This window comes from Mesorhizobium sp. WSM4819 (genome assembly GCF_055811215.1).
The window spans coordinates 1-17067 of record NZ_JBVVQO010000040.1 but is presented as its reverse complement, the minus strand read 5'-3'; the positions used below and the strand labels follow the sequence as shown (position 1 = coordinate 17067).

Sequence of the window (17067 nt, the reverse complement as noted above, 5' to 3'; positions counted from 1 at the left end):
ACTTGGCTGACTGACGAGGGGTGACATCGCCATGCTTGATCCGATCGTGAATTTTTTCACACGGATATTCCAGTGGATCGGCCGCGGCATCGGCTTCGCCGTCGGCGTGATCCTGTGGCCGTTCATGTGGGCCGGGCGCTGGTATACACAGCGCGGCTGGATCCTGAAGGCGGTGCTCGGCCTCGCTCTGCTCATGCTGATCGGCCTCTACGGCTATTTCATCTGGAACACGCAGGTCTGGAGCAATTTCAATCCCGCCTATGCGGAAGCATATAGGTTCACGCAGCCGGCCGGAACCACGCCGGCACAGCCCGCTCCTTCCGCCACCGGGGAAACCGCTGGCGTCGAGGGAGAGGTCAAGACCTGCACCCACTCGGCAATTGTCCAGGTTACGGCCGATCTCATCGATTTCAACGTCAACGAGAATGCCTGGATCTCGTCGATGATACTCTACAAGCTCGGGCTCTTCGGCATGGACTGGGACCGCACGCCGTTTCTCGACAACAAGGCCTCCTTCCAGCGCGGGGTCAATCAGGCCATCCGGCGCACCACGGTCGAGCTTGTCGACACGCTGGGCCGCGTCCGCGGCACCAGCCAGATCGACCAGAACCTGCAGGATGCGCGCGGCGCGATCACCTTCGACGAGGAAACCTGGTATTTCGGCCTCAGGCCCTTTGGTCCGAAAACCCCGACGCCGAGTTTTTATCGCACGGCGGCGAGCAGCCTTCGTGCCTTCAACGACCGGCTCATGAAATGTGAGGTTGTCTTCAACGCGCGCGCCGACAATCTGTTGCAGTTCGTCGATCGGATCGCGAGTGACATAGGCTCGACGTCTGACCTGATCCGTGACCGTTCGCAGAACTTCAACAGCGGCTGGTTCGACACGCGCGCTGACGACCGCTTCTGGTTCGCCTACGGCCAGCTCTACGGCTATTATGGCATCCTGACGGCGGCGCATCACGATTTTCAGCAGATCCTCGACAATCGCGGCCTCACGCCGCTGTGGAACAGCGTGGAAGGCCAGCTCAAGGCAGCGCTCGCCATCCAGCCTCTGATAATATCCAACGGCCGCGAAGATGGCTGGATCATGCCCACCCACCTCACCACGATGGGATTCTATGTGCTTAGGGTGCGATCGAACCTCGTCGAGGTCAGGTCCGTTCTGGATAGGTGAAGGGGCCGAATAGTGAAAGACGCCCTGGCTTGAAATCACCGCTGCCCGAGATCGGCGACGTTCTGGCGCGGCTGTTCGGCTGCGCATCTCCGGGGACGGAACCTGATCGTCTCGCCGTCGTTCAACCGTGGGCGGCAGCCAGCGAGGACACGCGATGGATATCCGGGAAATTGCTCGAAATCTCTGTGCCACGATCGATGCGCAAGACTGGGATAGACTGGCCGGTCTGGTCTCTCCGGATCTCGCCGTTCACCTCGCCAGCGCCAATCCGATCGGCTTCGATGACTGGCGAAAATCCCTGACCGAATTCTTTGTTGGTTTCCCGGACGGACATCACGTCATCGACGACTTTGTCGGCGATGCCGACAAAGTGGTCACGCGCGGTCGCTTTCAGGGCACGCATACCGGCATCTTCCACGGCGTCGCACCGAGCGGAAATTGCGTCTCGGTTGGTGTGATTAACATTGACCGCGTCGAGAACGGCATCGTGGTCGAACATTTCGGCCAGCTTGACGGCTTGGGGCTGATGCACCAGATCGGCGCATTCTAACGCGACCGCTCGAAGCGTCGACCGGCGCTCGAACCCTGTCGCATTCCGTGCATTCCGCGGCTGTTTTGAGACGGCAGGACGGCGCGTGCTCTGGCTTCTATACGGCGCGACAACCGGGCGCCAAGATCCGGGACAGGTCGACCGGGAAACAGACAGCCGTCTTTCTCTAGAGGAAACATAGTTGCATGCAAGTTGACGCCACGGCAGCGACAGGGATAGAACGTGCCCTCGCCTGCAGCGCCAGGCTGTTCCGAACAGGCTTGCGACCACACTGATCAAACCCGTCCCCTCCACCGTCCAATCCAGAGGAAAGCCGCCATGGCCGAAGTGAAGTCCGACATCGAGATCGCGCGCGCCGCCGACAAGAAGCAGATCCAGGCGATCGGCCAGAAGATCGGCATTCCAAGCGAGCATCTTTTGCCTTACGGCCACGACAAGGCGAAGATCTCGGCCGAGTTCATCAAGTCGGTGAAGGCAAACAAGGACGGCAAGCTGATCCTCGTCACCGCCATCAACCCGACGCCGGCCGGCGAAGGCAAGACGACGACGACGGTGGGCCTCGGCGACGGTCTCAACCGCATCGGCAAGAAGGCCATCGTCTGCATCCGCGAGGCCTCGCTCGGCCCGAATTTCGGCGTCAAGGGCGGCGCTGCCGGCGGCGGCTATGCGCAGGTCGTACCGATGGAGGACATGAACCTCCACTTCACCGGCGATTTCCATGCCATCACCACGGCGCATAATCTGCTTTCGGCGCTGATCGACAACCACATCTACTGGGGCAACGAACTCGGCATCGACATCCGCCGCGTCGTCTGGCGCCGCGTCATGGACATGAACGACCGCGCACTGCGCGAGATCATTTGCTCGCTCGGCGGCGTCGCCAACGGTTTTCCGCGCGAGGCCGGCTTTGACATCACCGTCGCCTCGGAGGTCATGGCGATCCTGTGCCTCGCCACCGACCTGAAGGATTTGGAAAAGCGCCTCGGCGACATCATCGTCGCCTATCGCCGCGACAAGTCGGCCGTCTATGCCCGCGACCTCAAGGCCGACGGCGCCATGGCCGTGCTGCTCAAGGACGCCATGCAGCCCAACCTCGTGCAGACGCTGGAGAACAACCCGGCCTTCGTCCATGGCGGCCCCTTCGCCAACATCGCGCACGGCTGCAACTCGGTCGTCGCCACCACGACGGCGCTAAAACTTGCCGACTATGTCGTCACCGAAGCCGGTTTCGGCGCCGATCTCGGTGCCGAAAAGTTCTTCGACATCAAGTGCCGCAAGGCCGGCCTGAAGCCGGCGGCCACGGTCATCGTCGCCACCGTGCGCGCCATGAAGATGAATGGCGGCGTCAAGAAGGAAGATCTCGGCAAGGAGAACGTCGAGGCGGTCAAGAAGGGCTGCGCCAATCTCGGCCGTCACATCGAGAATGTCAGGCAGTTCGGCGTGCCTGCGGTGGTCGCCATCAACCATTTCTATTCCGATACCGATGCTGAAATCAGGGCGATGAAGGACTACGTCGCCTCGATGGGCGAAGAGGCGATCCTGTGCAAGCACTGGGCCCACGGCTCGGCCGGCATCGAGGAACTCGCCAACAAGGTGGTGACGCTGGCCGAATCCGGCTCCTCGCAGTTTGCGCCGCTCTATCCCGACGCCATGCCGCTGTTCGAGAAGATCAACACCATCGTCCAGCGCATCTATCGCGGATCCGAAGCGATCGCCGACAAATCGGTGCGCGACCAGCTCCACGCCTGGGAGCACGCCGGCTACGGCAATTTGCCAGTTTGCATGGCCAAGACGCAATATTCGTTCTCGACCGATCCGAACCTGCGCGGCGCGCCGACCGGCCACACCGTGCCGGTGCGCGAGGTCAGGCTGTCTGCCGGCGCCGGCTTCATCGTCGTCATCTGCGGCGAGGTCATGACCATGCCAGGCCTGCCCAAGGCGCCGTCCTCGGAGAAGATATTCCTCAACGAGATGGGCCAGATCGAAGGCCTGTTCTGAGGGCTCGCTGCCCCTCACCCTTGCCTTAGCTTCGGCGACTGGCTGATCGACCAGCGCGTCGACCAATTCTCAATGTCGGCGCCGCCCCTCATCTGCCTGCCGGCATCTTCTCCCCGTGAACGGGGAGAAGGGGCTGGCCGCAATCTCGGCACGCATTCTGCAACGCTGAAGATTGGCGAATCGGCGATGACGGCATCTTTCTCCCCGTCACTATACGGGGAGAAATGCCCGGCAGGGCAATGAGGGGCGGCGCTGATTTCAACAATTGTCCTTACTTAAGGAACGCGGGAGACGCCTGAACATCTAAGTTCGCCTAAGCGGCGCTCCGCGCCAGCGCGCGCTGGTTGGAGGCGTAGGGATGATCGCGCTCGGGCAGCACGCCGGTCTTCAGGCAGTCGATCCATTCGGCGGTCTTGAGAACGGCGGCGAAGCGCGACTGCAGGACGACAGTCACCACGCGATGGATGTCCTCGGCCGAGGCGTAGCCGGCGCTGTTGGCATAGGGCAGCGACCCCGTTGCATCCGACAGGAACTCGACGGCAAAGCCCATATGGACGGCATGGATGACCGTCGACAGATCGCAATTATGCGTCATGTAGCCGATGACCGTAATCGTATCGATAGCGTTGGCGCGCAGCCATTCCTCGAGGTCGGTGCCGGTGAAGGCGCTTGGCAAGGTCTTTTCGATGGTGTGGTCACGGTTTCGCCTCGCGATCTCGGGATGCAATTCGGCGCCATGGCTGCCCTTGGCGAAGACCGGTGACGTTTCAGGCGCCAACTGCTTGACGACCACCACCTTGACGCCTGCCTCGGCGGCCGCGTCCATGGCGCGCGCCACATTGGCGACGGTGTCGCGGAAGGGCGGGTGCTTGATGGCGAGATTGCCGCCGTCATAGTCGTTCTGAACGTCGACGACGATGAGGGCACGGCGCGGCGCTTTGCCTTTGGCTGAGTCCGACATGGGGCTTTCCTTTCCCGTTGACATTGATGGTCGAGGATAGACTCGGCATCAGGCCGCAAAAGTGTCCCGATTGACATTGTTAGAAAGAATTGGGACATTCGGGAAATTCTCATGGTGCTCATCATGGCCGATCGGATCGTTGCCGCCATCGCCTTCGATGGCATCAGCCCGTTCCACCTCTCCGTGCCCTGCCTTGTATTTGCAGAGGATCGCACGACGCTCGGCCTGCCGCGCTTCGAGTTCCGGGTCTGCGCGATTGAGGACGGGCCGATCCGCACCGATGCGGGGCTGACCATCAGCGTCCCGCACGGGCTTTCCGCGCTTGATGACGCCGACATCGTCATCGTGCCCAGCTGGAAGAACCTCGAAGTCCCACCGCCGGCGGCACTGATCGAGGCGCTGCGTGGCGCGCACCGGCGCGGTGCGCTGATTGTCGGATTGTGCCTGGGAACGTTCGCTGTTGCGGCGACCGGACTGCTTTCGGGGCGGCGAGCCGCGACGCACTGGGCTTTTTCCGACCAGCTGCAGGCCCTCTATCCCGACATTCTCGTCGAGCCGGAGGTGCTCTATGTCGACAACGGCGATGTCGTGACCTCGGCCGGCGTCGCCGCCGGGCTCGACTGCTGTCTCCACATCATACGGGCCCGCTATGGCGCGGAGGCGGCACTCCGGCTTGCCCGGCAGATCGTGCTTTCTCCTCATCGGCAGGGCGGGCAGGCGCAGTTCATAGAGCGTCCGATCGCCAGGACCGAAAATGCCGACCGCTTCACCCACGCCATCGACACCGTGCGCAAGACGTTGCACGCGACGCACAGCCTGGACAGTGTCGCCGCTACCGCCGGCCTCACCCGCCGGACCTTCACGCGCCGCTTCCAGAAAACAATCGGCACCAGCTTCGGCGACTGGCTGACCGATCAGCGCGTCGCGCTGGCGCAGGGGCTGCTGGAAGTAACGGAAAAATCGATGGACATGATTGCCTTCGAGGCCGGCTTCGGCAGCGCCACCTCGCTGCGCCAGCATTTTGCGGCGCGGCTCAGAACCACGCCCGCGCAGTACCGCCGCGAATTCTCGAAGAACGCTCAGGAGCGCGTGGCAAGATAGTTCCAACTCATATTGGAACAACCACTGTCGGTATCGGCGCTGCCCCTCATCTGCCTGCCGGCATCTTCTCCCCGTATAGCGACGGGGAGAAGGGGCTGGCCGCAACCTCGGTACCCTTTCTGCAGCGCTGGTGATTTGCGAAATCGCCGATGACGGCATCTTTTTCCCCGTCACTATACGGGGAGAAATGCCCGGCAGGGCAATGAGGGGCAGCGCAAACCTGAAGCATTGTCTCTGCTCTCGATCCTGCTCGCCCTTGAAAGCGTCGCGTCACCTGTCATATATTGAAGCGACAGTTGACGTTAGGAGGCGAGCCCGTGGCGACGGCATCGAAAAAAACACCTGCGGCGCCAAGAAACAATGAACTGCAGAAGGTGGCCAGATTGCTCGGTGGCGCCCGCATCCTGTCGCGGCATCTCCGGAGCGCATTGGACGCCCATGAGTTGCTTGTTCACGGCCTGCCAGGTTCGGCGCTGGACCATTTGCTTGGGCAACTCGTCTTTATCCAGAAGACTGATTCGCTCGAGAAGGCCGTCGGCATGAGCTTGCGCACCTACCAGCGTCGTAAGGACGCCCCCTCCAAGCCGCTCAGCCAGGACCAGAGCGGACGAACCTGGAAATTCGCCGAGATCCTGTCGAAAGCGACCGACGTGTTCGGTTCACAGGCGGAAGCCGAGCAATGGCTGGAGCGCCCGGCGATCGGGCTCGACCAGTGCCGTCCCATCGATCTTCTGGCAACCCCGGCCGGTGTCGAGCTTGTGCAAGACTATCTTGAGCGGCTTGAATACGGCGTTTATGCATGACGCCGCTGCCGGCCGCACTTGGCGGCTCCGACCTCGTTGGCTGGCGTCTCGATCAGGCTGCGTTTGCGCCCACATGGGACAGTGGCGAGGGCGCATACAGGGTCGGCGGACGATGGAACAGCAGGGGCGTGCGCGCAGTCTACTGCTCAATCGATCCTTCGACGGCGATTCTCGAAGTCGCAGTCCACAAAGGTTTTAGGGCGCTCGACACGATCGCGCATGTGATGACGGCGGCGATAGTCAGCGATGTCACGGATGTGCATATCGTCGACCCTGCCGCCGTTCCGAACCCTAATTGGCTGCGTCCGGGCATTCCGAGCTCTGGGCAGCAGGCATTCGGCGACGATCTTCTCAAACGGCACCGGTTCGTGGTGATTCCGAGCGCAGTATCCCAGAATAGCTGGAATCTGGTTTTCGAGGCGAGCGCCGCGAAGGGCGCCTATGCCCTGAGGACCCAGGAAGCCTTTGCGCTCGATACGCGATTGCATCCGCCTCCTGCTAAATGACCGTGCTTCTCTCGCTGCTTCGCTACCCTGCTGTTTCAATATCGTTTCCATGAAAATCGTATAACGTCAGAGATCGCAGGCCTCTGGTCAAATGCCGAACCTATGCTAGCCTGCCCCGGCTGGGCTGTCCCCAGGCCGTGTGATCGAGGGGTCAATCATGCTGTACATCCTTGCACTTCTGATCGGCGTCGTTGCCGGCCTTCGCGCCATGACCGCGCCCGCCGCCGTCGCCTGGGGCGCCTGGCTTGGCTGGCTGCCGGTCGCCGGAACCTGGGCCAGCTTCATGGGCCACTGGATCGCCGTCGGCATCTTCACCATCCTGGCCATTGCCGAACTGGTCACCGACCAGTTGCCGTCGACGCCGAGCCGCAAGGTGCCGCAGCAGTTCGGCGCGCGCATCGCTGTCGGCGCCTTCACCGGCGCGGTGATCGGCGCGACCGGCGGCGCCACCGTCGGCGGCCTGATCGCCGGCGCCATCGGCGCGGTTATCGGCACGCTGGGCGGCGCCGAGCTGCGCAAACGCCTGGCGCTGGCTTTCGGCAAGGACCAGCCCGCCGCCCTCGTCGAGGACGCGGTGGCGATCCTCAGTGGCGTGTTGATCGTGGCGGCCGTGGCATGACGGCAAAGTCATTCGACGCCATCATCATCGGCGCCGGCCAGGCCGGCCCGCCGCTCGCCGGCCGGCTGACGGCGGCCGGCATGAGCGTGGCGCTGATCGAGCGAAAGCTGGTCGGCGGCACCTGCGTCAACACCGGCTGCATGCCGACCAAGGCCATGGTCGCCAGCGCCTATGCCGCGCATCTCGCCCGCCGCGCCGCCGACTACGGCGTGACGCTCTCCGGTCCGGTCGGCGTCGATTACACGGCGATCAAGGCGCGAAAGGACAAGGTGTCGGACGACGCGCGCGGCAACCTCGAAAGCTGGATTGCCGGCATGGACAGATGCACGCTTTTTCGCGGCCATGCCCGCTTCGAGACGGCCGATACCGTGCGCGTCGGCGACGACCTGCTGAGCGCCGAAAAAATATTCATCAACACCGGCGGCCGCGCCTCGGTGCCTGATCTGCCGGGCGTCGACGACATTCCGTTCCTGACCAACTCGTCGATGATGGATCTCGACGTGCTGCCGCGCCACCTCGTGGTCGTCGGCGGCAGCTACGTCTCGCTCGAATTCGCGCAGATGTTTTGCCGTTTCGGTTCACAGGTCACGGTGATTGAAAAGAGCCCGCGGCTGATCGGCCGCGAGGACGAGGATGTCTCGGCCGCCATCCTGTCCATCCTCGAAAACGAAGACATCACGGTACATCTCGGCGCCGGCGACATCGGCTTCGCCAGGCAGGGCAGCGACATCGCCGTGACTTTCACCGCCGGCCAGGCGCCGGCTGTCGGCTCGCATGTGCTGCTGGCAGTAGGCCGGACCCCCAACACCGACGATCTCGGCCTCGACAAGGCCGGCGTCGAGGTCGACAAACGCGGCTTCATTGTCGTCGACGACCAGCTGCGCACCAGCGTGCCCGGCATCTGGGCGATGGGCGACTGCAACGGCAAGGGCGCCTTCACCCACACTTCCTACAATGACTACGAGATCGTCGCCGCCAATCTGCTCGACAACGATCCGCGCAGGGTGAGCGACCGCATCGAGGCCTATGCGCTCTATACCGACCCGCCGCTCGGCCGCTGCGGCATGACCGAGGCAGCGGTCAGAAAGTCCGGCCGCCGCGCGCTGGTCGGCCAGCGGCCGATGACCCGCGTCGGCCGTGCCGTAGAGAAAGGCGAGACCCAAGGTTTCATGAAGATCCTGGCCGATGCCGACACCAACGAAATCCTCGGCTGCTCGGTGCTCGGCCCCGGCGGCGACGAGGCGATACACTGCGTGCTCGATCTGATGTACGCCAAGGCGCCGGTCAGCACGCTCGCGCGGGCCATGCACATCCACCCGAATGTCTCGGAACTTCTGCCGACGATCGCCCAGGAGTTGAAGCCGCTGGCGTAGGCCGGGCAGGCGTTGGACCGGTATGTCCGCGCCCGGCCGGGGAGACCCTTGCGCCCATAACGTGAAAAGCTGGACCAATCGACAGCGTATCGACGAAAGGGCATGTGTTCAGCCTCTTTCCAGGAGTCGTATCATGCAGAAATCGATCGAGCGCATTGCCGGCGACAGCGAGGGCGTTTCCTACGAATTCCCGGTCTTCCGCTTCGAGGGAACGGACATGGCGGCATCCTCGGCCTATCTGCAGGCCGCACTCCATGCCGGCGAACTGCCGGGGGTCGTCGCCATCGACGCGCTGATGCCGATGCTTGAAAAGGCCGAAGCCGAAGGCCGCATCAAGGGCAATATCACCATCGTGCCGCAAGCCAATCCGATCGGCCGCGCCCAGTATCATTTCGGCGAGCACCAGGGCCGTTTTCACCTGGGCACGCGCACCAACTTCAACCGCGGCTTTCCGCTGCTGGCCGCGCCTGACGTAAAATTGTTGCCCGACACCACGCTTGGCACTGCCGATCAGCGGCTGAAGAGCCGGCTGCTGCAGCTGTCGATCGGCCACGACATCGTGCTCGACCTGCACTGCGACGACGAGGGCCTTGCCTACCTCTATGTCCACACCAGCCTGTGGCCGACCATGGCGGATTGTGCTGCGGCCATGGGCGTCGATGCGGTGGTCCTGTGGGACGAGGACACCGACGGCACCTTCGAAGGCGCCTCGATCACGCCGTATCTGAACCTCCCTGCCGAGGTGGCGCGGTTCGACCGGCGCGTCGCCACCACGGTCGAGTATCGCGGCATTCTCGATGTCGACGGCGCTCTGGCCGGCGCCGATGCCGAAGGGCTCTATCGGCTGCTGGTGGCGCGCGGCGTGATCCTGGACCAGGCCCTGTCCACGTCCGGCGGCTTCACCGGGCCCAATTCTTTCACCGGTTTCGTCGCGCCGCTCGAAAACATCGACATGATGCCGGCGCCGCGGGCGGGCGCGGTCCTCTACGACGTGAAGCCCGGCGACCGTGTGGCAAAAGGCGCGCTGCTCGCCACCATCGTCCATGCGCCGGGTGAAGCCGGCGGCCGCACCCAGCTGTTCGCGCCGCAGGCGGGCATCATCCTGACACGGCGTTCCCGCCGCATCATCCGCGCCGGCGAAGATCTGCTAAAACTGGTCGGCGACAGCAAAAGCGCCGATGCACGGTCGGGAACGCTGGAGGATTGAGCGGCTCATTCTCCACGCCCTCCCCCTTCCCCTTCTCCAGGCCCCTCATTGAATCCAGTTGCGCGGCCGTGCAATCGCCGCTATTGGAATCGCCATGAACATGCGCTCGATCAAGACCGTTTGGTGGTGGGCTCGCTGACAGCGGCCTGTTCGAACGCGTGCGCGTGAAAAATGGAAGGTGGCCGCAACGGAATGTCCGGGCGGCCATTTGTTTTTCAAAGCCATGCCCCGGGTCCGTTGCCCCAAGACGCTGAATTACCAAGACGCTGATGGAGACGGCAATGACGACGAAAATTCTGGAGAACGGGGCGGAGCGCTTCGTCACGGCGGGTGGCGTGACGATTACCCGCGAGCGCCATGACCGGCCTTACCAAGGCGCGATCGACGCCTATGTCGACGGGTTGAATTCACGCCGTGGCGCCGTGTTTTCCTCGAATTACGAATATCCCGGCCGCTATACGCGCTGGGACACCGCCATCATCGACCCGCCGCTGGTGATCTCGGCGCGTGGCCGCGCCATGCGCATCGAGGCGCTGAACAGCCGTGGCGAGATGCTTCTGCCGGTGGTCGGCAAGGCGCTCGGCGGCCTTGACGAGGTGACGATCGCCGAGGCGTCGAAGCGACTGATCCGCCTCGACGTGGCCAAGCCAGGCCGTGTCTTCACCGAGGAAGAACGCAGCCGCGTTCCCTCCGTCTTCACCGTGCTGCGCGCCATCACCGCTCTGTTCAAGACAGAGGAAGACGCCAATCTCGGTCTCTACGGCGCCTTCGGCTACGATCTCGCCTTCCAGTTCGATCCGGTCGACTACAAGCTCGAGCGCCAGCAAGGCCAGCGCGACCTCGTGCTGTTCCTGCCCGACGAGATTTTGGTCGTCGACCACTATTCGACAAAGGCCTGGACCGACCGCTACGACTATTCCAGCGATGGGTTTTCGACGCAGGGATTGCCGCGCGACGAAATCGTCGAGCCGGTCAGGACCGCCGACCGCATCCCGCCGCGCGGCGACCATGAGCCCGGCGAATATGCCAATCTGGTGCGCAAGGCGATGCAATCTTTCAAGCGCGGCGATCTGTTCGAGGTGGTGCCCGGCCAGATGTTCTACGAGCGCTGCGAGACGCCGCCCTCCGAGATCTCCCGCAAGCTGAAGGCCATCAATCCCTCGCCCTATTCCTTCTTCATCAATCTCGGCGAAGGCGAATATTTGGTCGGCGCCTCGCCCGAGATGTTCGTACGCGTCAACGGCCGCCGTGTCGAGACCTGCCCGATCTCCGGCACGATCAAGCGCGGCGGCGACGCCATTTCCGATAGCGAGCAGATCCTGAAACTGCTCAATTCGAAGAAGGACGAATCCGAGCTGACCATGTGCTCGGACGTCGACCGCAATGACAAGTCGAGGGTCTGCGACCCGGGCTCGGTGCGCGTCATCGGCCGCCGCCAGATCGAGATGTATTCACGGCTGATCCACACCGTCGACCATATCGAGGGGCGGCTGCGCGAAGGCATGGACGCCTTCGACGCGTTCTTGTCGCATGCCTGGGCGGTCACCGTCACCGGCGCGCCGAAATTATGGGCGATGCGCTTCATCGAGCAGAACGAGAAGAGCCCGCGCGCCTGGTATGGCGGGGCGATCGGCATGGTCAATTTCAACGGTGACATGAACACCGGCATGACGCTTCGCACCATCCGCATCAAGGACGGCATCGCCGAGGTGCGCGCCGGCGCCACGCTGCTCTTCGACAGCATTCCCGAGGAAGAAGAGGCCGAAACCGAACTGAAGGCATCCGCCATGATCTCCGCCATCCGCGACGCCAAATCAGGCAATGCCGCCGACACCGAACGCGCCACCGCGCGCGTCGGCGACGGCGTCAACATCCTGCTGGTCGACCACGAGGACTCCTTCGTCCACACGCTGGCCAATTATTTCCGCCAGACCGGCGCCAATGTCTCGACCGTGCGCACGCCGGTGCCGGACGAGGTCTTCGACCGGCTGAAACCCGATCTCGTCGTGCTGTCGCCCGGTCCCGGCACGCCGAAGGATTTTGACTGCGCCGCCACCATCAAGCGGGCCCGCGCCCGCGACCTGCCGATCTTCGGCGTCTGCCTCGGCCTGCAGGCGCTGGCCGAGGCCTATGGCGGAGAGCTGCGGCAGCTGCACGTGCCGATGCACGGCAAACCGTCGCGCATCCGCGTGTCGAAGCCGGGCATCATCTTTTCCGGCCTGCCCAAGGAGGTGACGGTCGGCCGCTATCACTCGATCTTCGCCGATCCGGTCCGCCTGCCCGACGGCTTCGTCGTCACGGCCGAGACGGAAGAAGGCGTCATCATGGCCTTCGAGCACAGCAAGGAGCCGATCGCCGCAGTGCAGTTCCACCCGGAATCGATCATGACGCTCGGCCACAATGCCGGCATGCGCATCATCGAGAACATCGTTGCGCATCTGCCGCGCAAGGCCAAAGAAAAGGCGGCTTAGCTCCGGTTTCGGCGGCCGGAAGCAATCGATGACCGCTATTGATTCGAAAAACGCCGCCAAGCGCAAGGTCGCCAGCCTCGCCTTCTGGTCGATCATCATCGCCTTCGTCGTGCTCGGCCTGAAGCTGGCGGCCTGGTATCTCACCGGCTCCGTGGCGCTGTATTCGGACGCGCTCGAATCGATCGTCAACGTCATTGCCTCTGCCGCCACCTACTGGGCGATCCAGGTCAGCCACAAGCCGGCCGACCAGGATCATCCGTTCGGTCATCACAAGGCCGAGTATTTCTCGGCTGTTTTGGAAGGCGTGCTGATCGTGCTGGCAGCCCTGCTGATCCTCAACGAAGTGTGGTGGTCCCTGCGGCATCCCGTTCCGCTCGAACAGCCCTGGACCGGCCTCGCCGTCAACGGCGTCGCGACGGTGATCAACGCCTTCTGGGCCATGACGCTGATCCGTGCCGGCCGTGCCGAAAAATCACCGGCACTGGTCGCCGACGGCAGGCACATCATGACCGACGTGGCGACCTCGGCCGGCGTGTTCATGGGTGTGGTCGGCGCCGTGCTGACCGGCTGGCAAGTCCTCGATCCCGCTCTTGCCGTCATCGTTGCGCTGAACATCCTGTGGCAGGGCTGGCACGTCATCGGCTCGTCGATGAACGGTCTGATGGACCGCGCCGTCGACACGCAGGAGCACATGCGCATCCGCGACATCATCTCGGCCAATTGCAAGGGCGCGCTGGAAGTCCACGATCTGAAGACGCGGATTGCCGGCCGCGCCACCTTCATCGAGTTCCACCTGGTCGTCGACGCCGACATGTCGGTGGGCGCCAGCCACGTCATCTGCGACCGCATCGAGGATGCGCTGAAGGCGGAAATCCCTTCGGTGCGCGTCACCATCCATGTCGAGCCCGACGACGAGGCAAAACTGCCCAGGGGCACGACCGCCGTGCCGTTCGCGTGAGATGGCTCACGCAGTAACGCTGCACAGAGGATTTTGACGGGTTGAAGGCTTACCGACAGGCAACAGCCATCGTTCGTTTCAGCGGACTATCGCAAACGCTGGAGATTGGCCGAAGCCTCCCCAACTTCGTCATCCCTGGGCGAAGCAGGAGCGAAGCTCCGTCGCGGAGACCCTGGGATCCATGCCGTAACCTCAGTCGGAGAGTGCAGCGGAGCAGAATTCAGCAGCGCAGCAGCGCTCTGAAGTCACGGCATGGATCCTGGGGTCTGCGCCGCGTCGCTTCGCTCCTTGCTTCGCCCCAGGATGACGAAGCGATGGCGGCGCCGATGAAATAGCGAGACCAGAACACCTTTGCTTTGTTCATACGGCCTCCTTCTGACCCAAAATCTCAAGGCGCGCAGGCAGCCTGCGGCATCGGCTCCAGCCGATAGACCTTGTCGTCGGATACGGTCTCGCCTTCTGCCGCCTTCGAGCACAGGTCGACGATCGGCAGGCTGCTGTTGGGGTTCGCCAGCATCATCGTGCCGTTGGCGCCGCGGCGCAGATAAATCTCCCTGGCCGCGATGTCGCAGGAAAAGTCGCTCGTCCTTCCGCTCGCCACACAGCGCCACTGGTCCGCTTCGCCGTCACAACTGTAGCTCTGCGTGACCCTGGCGGCACTTTGGCGCGTGGTGACGGAAACTTCTATGGCGGCGCCATCAGGCCAGTTTGCCGGATCGCCGTCCTTGGCGAAGGCGGCCAGTTCGATCGGGCCCCGGAAAACCCGGATGCTGTGGGTAAGCTGATCGGGATGCGAGCCGAGATGCGCGACATCGTAGTCGCGCCCGTAGCAGAACGGCTGGTCCGGTTTCAGCCGCTCGCGCAGCGGTGCTCCCAGCGCCGGATCGACCGGATCGATGCGCGCGAATTCGGCCTTGCAGGTCTCACCCGGCATGCGGTCAAGCCGGAAGCCGTCGTCTTCCGTGCCGAGTGCCTGCCTGGAAAACTCCGTTTCGCCAAGCTCGTCCTCGGCGCCGGCATCGAGATAAAGGTTGCGATGCACGCCGGAGACGATCAGCCAACCTTTTTCGTCGACGTTCAGCAACGCCATGGTGCGGTCGCATTCCATGCCGCAATGGATCTCGCCCGACTGCGGATCATCCTTGCCGCACCAGCCGCCGACCCATTCGGGCTTGTTGGCGCCGCGCACCGTCGTCGCCAAAAAACCGTTGTAGCCGGACGGAGCGCTGCTCGGCTCCTCGTTCGGATGGCTGACCGGATCGCTGCCAAAATAGAAGAAAATCCGTCCCACCTTCTGGTTCGGGTGCAGCTTGAGATGCGCGGCATCGTAGATACGCCCGAAACAGGCATCCTTGCCGTTCGGGCCGAGTTCGGTGAGCTCAGGCGTATCGTCGGCAAGGGCCGTGCCGGCGACAGCGGCCAGCAAGGCGACAGCAAGCCCGGCGCCGACAATGGTCTTCCCTCGAATGGTCTTCGATATCATGTGCCCCTCCTTCGCCCGACCCCTCTTCGCCCGACCACGACGTTACGTCAATTTATGCTAGGAACGAGGCCGAAGCCACGCAATTTGCGAGGACAAAGTGGAGAACGACATGATGCGACGCCGCGATATTTTCCGCGTGGCCCTTGCCGGCGCCGCCGGCTTTTTCGGGCTGCGCCAGGTCAAGGCGGCGGCCGTGCAAGAGGAAAGGCAGAAGGTCGCCTACCACCTCAGCGACCTCGACAAGGTCGGCTTCGCGCTTGGCAATATCAAGAACCACTATGAGGGCACCGGCGGCAAGGTCGACATCGTGCTGGTTGTGCACGGACCGGCACTCGCCGCCTTCAAGTCGAAGAGCGCGTCGGCTGCCATTTCCAGCCGTTTCTCCGGACTGGTCCGCGACGGGCTGGCCCCGCATGCTTGCGCCAACACCATGCAGGGCATGGACGTTGCGCTCACCGATCTGCTCGACGGCTTCCATGCCGCCGAGACCGGCGGCGTCGTCAAGCTCGCCGAATTGCAGCGCCAGGGCTACGCCTATTTGCGGCCCTGAACCTCTACCGACTTGAACATGAGCACGGCGAGGCCCTACGAAGAGCAGGAGAGTCCCGGAGGAATGCCAGCCACCACAACCGCCCCTGTCACCGCCGCCCCTGTCACTTCCACCCCTGTCACTTCCGCCCTTGTCCCCCCTTTGGCGACCTCGCCGGCAAGGCGGTGCTGGTCACCGCGACCGGCATCGGGGCGGTACTTGCACCGGCCTACGCCGCGCAGAAATGCCGCGTCGCGCTGCATTACAATTCAAGTCGGCCAAAACCTCGCCAAAACCATCCGCAACGGCGGTGGCGAGGTGTTCCCGGTCCAGGGCGATCTCTCGATAGCTGCCGATGTCGAGCGCGTCGTCGAGGGCCGCACGCAACATTTCGGCCGGCTCGATGGCTTGGTCAACAATGCCGCCTCGGCCGCGTGCCTTACGCCCCACTGACCGAGGCGCATTGCGACGCGGACCTCAACGCCCGCTCCGTGCTGACCGCATCACGCAAGGCGATGCCATAGCGCCAGGGCGGCTTCAGCGTCAACACCTCGTCGATCGCGGCGCGCAATGGCGCCGGCGGCGGCGCCGGCCTTTATGGCTCGGCTCGTCTCCACCCGCGGCATGGCCAAGGAACTGATCGGCTCGCGTCAACGCGGTGGCGCCGGACACCATCGCCTTCCATGAGCGCTATTCGACCGAGGAGCAGGCCATGGTTGCCACCATTCCGCAGGGCCGCGCCGGCACGCCGCAGGACTGCGTCGGCGCCGTTCCTCTCGTCCGCTCAGTTGAGCGGTTACATCACCGGGCACGACGGTGGCCAGTTGATGCCGTGAGCGGCGACCTGCATACTTGTCGCAGCAAGCAACGGAGAAACCGGCAATGTATGGTCTGATCGGCAAGATGCGGGCGACGCGCGGCCACCGCGACGCAATGATGGACGTCCTGCTTGCCAGCACCGGCGCCCTGCCGGGCTGCCTGAGCTACATCATCGCCACCGATCCGGCCGATGCCGACGCGATCTGGGTGACCGAGGTATGGACCGACCAGGCAAGCCACAAGGCTTCGCTGCAATTGCCGGAAGTCCAGGCGGCGATTGCCAGGGCGCGGCCGATCATCGCCGGGTTTGAGTTCCAGGTGGAAACGCATCCTGTCGGTGGGTTTGGGTTGCCGGCGAAGGCGGGATAGGCTGGCGGGGGGGGGGGGGGGGGGGGGGGGGGGTGGGGGGGGGCGGGGGGAGGGGGGGGGGGGGGGCGCCGCCCCGCGCCCCAAGATGTAGGGCCCCCGCCCCCCCCCCCCCCCCCCGGCGCCCCCCGCGCCCGCGGCCCCCCCCC

At 63.9% G+C, this 17067-nt stretch carries 15 protein-coding genes and 1 pseudogene; 14 read left to right on the top strand and 2 right to left on the bottom strand.

Annotation, left to right across the window (positions count from 1 at the left end; all coding sequences use genetic code 11):
* Positions 1-31 precede the first annotated feature (31 nt).
* The 3 genes from AC0L18_RS27030 (at position 32) to AC0L18_RS27020 (ending at position 3722) form a co-directional block, all read left to right on the top strand.
* Positions 32-1174 (top strand): DUF2333 family protein, encoded by a 1143-nt coding sequence (locus AC0L18_RS27030; protein ID WP_287375416.1) that lies wholly within the window; start codon positions 32-34, stop codon positions 1172-1174.
* A gap of 127 nt (positions 1175-1301) precedes the next feature.
* Positions 1302-1724: an ester cyclase gene (locus AC0L18_RS27025; RefSeq protein WP_473494938.1), complete on the top strand. Its 423-nt coding sequence runs from the start codon at positions 1302-1304 to the stop codon at positions 1722-1724.
* A gap of 318 nt (positions 1725-2042) precedes the next feature.
* The gene (locus AC0L18_RS27020; protein WP_254020013.1) at positions 2043-3722 is read left to right on the top strand and encodes a formate--tetrahydrofolate ligase; all 1680 of its coding nucleotides are present in this window, start codon (positions 2043-2045) and stop codon (positions 3720-3722) included.
* A 313-nt stretch (positions 3723-4035) separates the two neighbouring features.
* Here the strand turns inward: AC0L18_RS27020 and AC0L18_RS27015 are convergent, their stop codons facing one another.
* Complete coding sequence (locus AC0L18_RS27015) at positions 4036-4683, bottom strand: cysteine hydrolase family protein (RefSeq protein ID WP_473494937.1); 648 nt, start codon at positions 4681-4683, stop codon at positions 4036-4038.
* Positions 4684-4806: 123 nt separating this feature from the next.
* On the opposite strand from AC0L18_RS27015, the gene AC0L18_RS27010 reads away from it, so the two are divergent.
* From AC0L18_RS27010 to AC0L18_RS26975, 8 genes are all read left to right on the top strand, one after another.
* Positions 4807-5784, top strand: a complete 978-nt coding sequence (locus tag AC0L18_RS27010) for a helix-turn-helix domain-containing protein (RefSeq protein ID WP_473494961.1) — start codon at positions 4807-4809, stop codon at positions 5782-5784.
* Between the two features lie 317 nt (positions 5785-6101).
* Complete coding sequence (gene parS / locus AC0L18_RS27005; protein WP_473494936.1) at positions 6102-6587, top strand: type II RES/Xre toxin-antitoxin system antitoxin; 486 nt, start codon at positions 6102-6104, stop codon at positions 6585-6587.
* Complete coding sequence (locus AC0L18_RS27000; RefSeq protein ID WP_473494935.1) at positions 6584-7093, top strand: RES family NAD+ phosphorylase; 510 nt, start codon at positions 6584-6586, stop codon at positions 7091-7093. Before parS ends, AC0L18_RS27000 begins: the two co-directional genes overlap by 4 nt.
* A gap of 157 nt (positions 7094-7250) precedes the next feature.
* Positions 7251-7712 (top strand): DUF4126 domain-containing protein, encoded by a 462-nt coding sequence (locus AC0L18_RS26995; protein WP_473494934.1) that lies wholly within the window; start codon positions 7251-7253, stop codon positions 7710-7712.
* Complete coding sequence (locus AC0L18_RS26990) at positions 7709-9085, top strand: FAD-containing oxidoreductase (RefSeq protein ID WP_473494933.1); 1377 nt, start codon at positions 7709-7711, stop codon at positions 9083-9085. Before AC0L18_RS26995 ends, AC0L18_RS26990 begins: the two co-directional genes overlap by 4 nt.
* Before the next feature lie 133 nt (positions 9086-9218).
* Positions 9219-10292 (top strand): succinylglutamate desuccinylase/aspartoacylase family protein, encoded by a 1074-nt coding sequence (locus AC0L18_RS26985; protein ID WP_473494932.1) that lies wholly within the window; start codon positions 9219-9221, stop codon positions 10290-10292.
* A 281-nt stretch (positions 10293-10573) separates the two neighbouring features.
* Positions 10574-12763: an anthranilate synthase gene (locus AC0L18_RS26980; RefSeq protein ID WP_473494931.1), complete on the top strand. Its 2190-nt coding sequence runs from the start codon at positions 10574-10576 to the stop codon at positions 12761-12763.
* 28 nt (positions 12764-12791) lie between these two features.
* Positions 12792-13721, top strand: a complete 930-nt coding sequence (locus AC0L18_RS26975) for a cation diffusion facilitator family transporter (RefSeq protein WP_473494930.1) — start codon at positions 12792-12794, stop codon at positions 13719-13721.
* Positions 13722-14109: 388 nt separating this feature from the next.
* On the opposite strand, the gene AC0L18_RS26970 is transcribed toward AC0L18_RS26975, so the two are convergent.
* Positions 14110-15204 (bottom strand): hypothetical protein, encoded by a 1095-nt coding sequence (locus AC0L18_RS26970; protein WP_473494929.1) that lies wholly within the window; start codon positions 15202-15204, stop codon positions 14110-14112.
* Between the two features lie 112 nt (positions 15205-15316).
* Between AC0L18_RS26970 and AC0L18_RS26965 the strand changes: the two genes are divergently transcribed.
* From AC0L18_RS26965 to AC0L18_RS26955, 3 genes and pseudogenes are all read left to right on the top strand, one after another.
* Entirely contained in the window at positions 15317-15754 is a 438-nt protein-coding gene (locus tag AC0L18_RS26965) for a DsrE family protein (RefSeq protein WP_473494960.1), read from the top strand.
* A gap of 164 nt (positions 15755-15918) precedes the next feature.
* Positions 15919-16569 (top strand): annotated as a pseudogene (locus AC0L18_RS26960) (SDR family NAD(P)-dependent oxidoreductase).
* A gap of 46 nt (positions 16570-16615) precedes the next feature.
* Complete coding sequence (locus AC0L18_RS26955; protein ID WP_473494928.1) at positions 16616-16921, top strand: putative quinol monooxygenase; 306 nt, start codon at positions 16616-16618, stop codon at positions 16919-16921.
* Positions 16922-17067 lie beyond the last annotated feature (146 nt).

What these genes read in the sequence shown, in the direction of transcription:
- AC0L18_RS27030 (WP_287375416.1), top strand. Translation starts at nt 32, where the DNA reads ATGCTTGATCCGATCGTGAATTTTTTCACACGGATATTCCAGTGGATC.
- AC0L18_RS27020 (WP_254020013.1), top strand. Translation starts at nt 2,043, where the DNA reads ATGGCCGAAGTGAAGTCCGACATCGAGATCGCGCGCGCCGCCGACAAG.
- AC0L18_RS27015 (WP_473494937.1), bottom strand. Translation starts at nt 4,683, where the DNA reads ATGTCGGACTCAGCCAAAGGCAAAGCGCCGCGCCGTGCCCTCATCGTC.
- AC0L18_RS27010 (WP_473494961.1), top strand. Translation starts at nt 4,807, where the DNA reads ATGGCCGATCGGATCGTTGCCGCCATCGCCTTCGATGGCATCAGCCCG.
- AC0L18_RS27000 (WP_473494935.1), top strand. Translation starts at nt 6,584, where the DNA reads ATGACGCCGCTGCCGGCCGCACTTGGCGGCTCCGACCTCGTTGGCTGG.
- AC0L18_RS26995 (WP_473494934.1), top strand. Translation starts at nt 7,251, where the DNA reads ATGCTGTACATCCTTGCACTTCTGATCGGCGTCGTTGCCGGCCTTCGC.
- AC0L18_RS26990 (WP_473494933.1), top strand. Translation starts at nt 7,709, where the DNA reads ATGACGGCAAAGTCATTCGACGCCATCATCATCGGCGCCGGCCAGGCC.
- AC0L18_RS26985 (WP_473494932.1), top strand. Translation starts at nt 9,219, where the DNA reads ATGCAGAAATCGATCGAGCGCATTGCCGGCGACAGCGAGGGCGTTTCC.
- AC0L18_RS26980 (WP_473494931.1), top strand. Translation starts at nt 10,574, where the DNA reads ATGACGACGAAAATTCTGGAGAACGGGGCGGAGCGCTTCGTCACGGCG.
- AC0L18_RS26975 (WP_473494930.1), top strand. Translation starts at nt 12,792, where the DNA reads ATGACCGCTATTGATTCGAAAAACGCCGCCAAGCGCAAGGTCGCCAGC.
- AC0L18_RS26970 (WP_473494929.1), bottom strand. Translation starts at nt 15,204, where the DNA reads ATGATATCGAAGACCATTCGAGGGAAGACCATTGTCGGCGCCGGGCTT.
- AC0L18_RS26965 (WP_473494960.1), top strand. Translation starts at nt 15,317, where the DNA reads ATGCGACGCCGCGATATTTTCCGCGTGGCCCTTGCCGGCGCCGCCGGC.
- AC0L18_RS26955 (WP_473494928.1), top strand. Translation starts at nt 16,616, where the DNA reads ATGTATGGTCTGATCGGCAAGATGCGGGCGACGCGCGGCCACCGCGAC.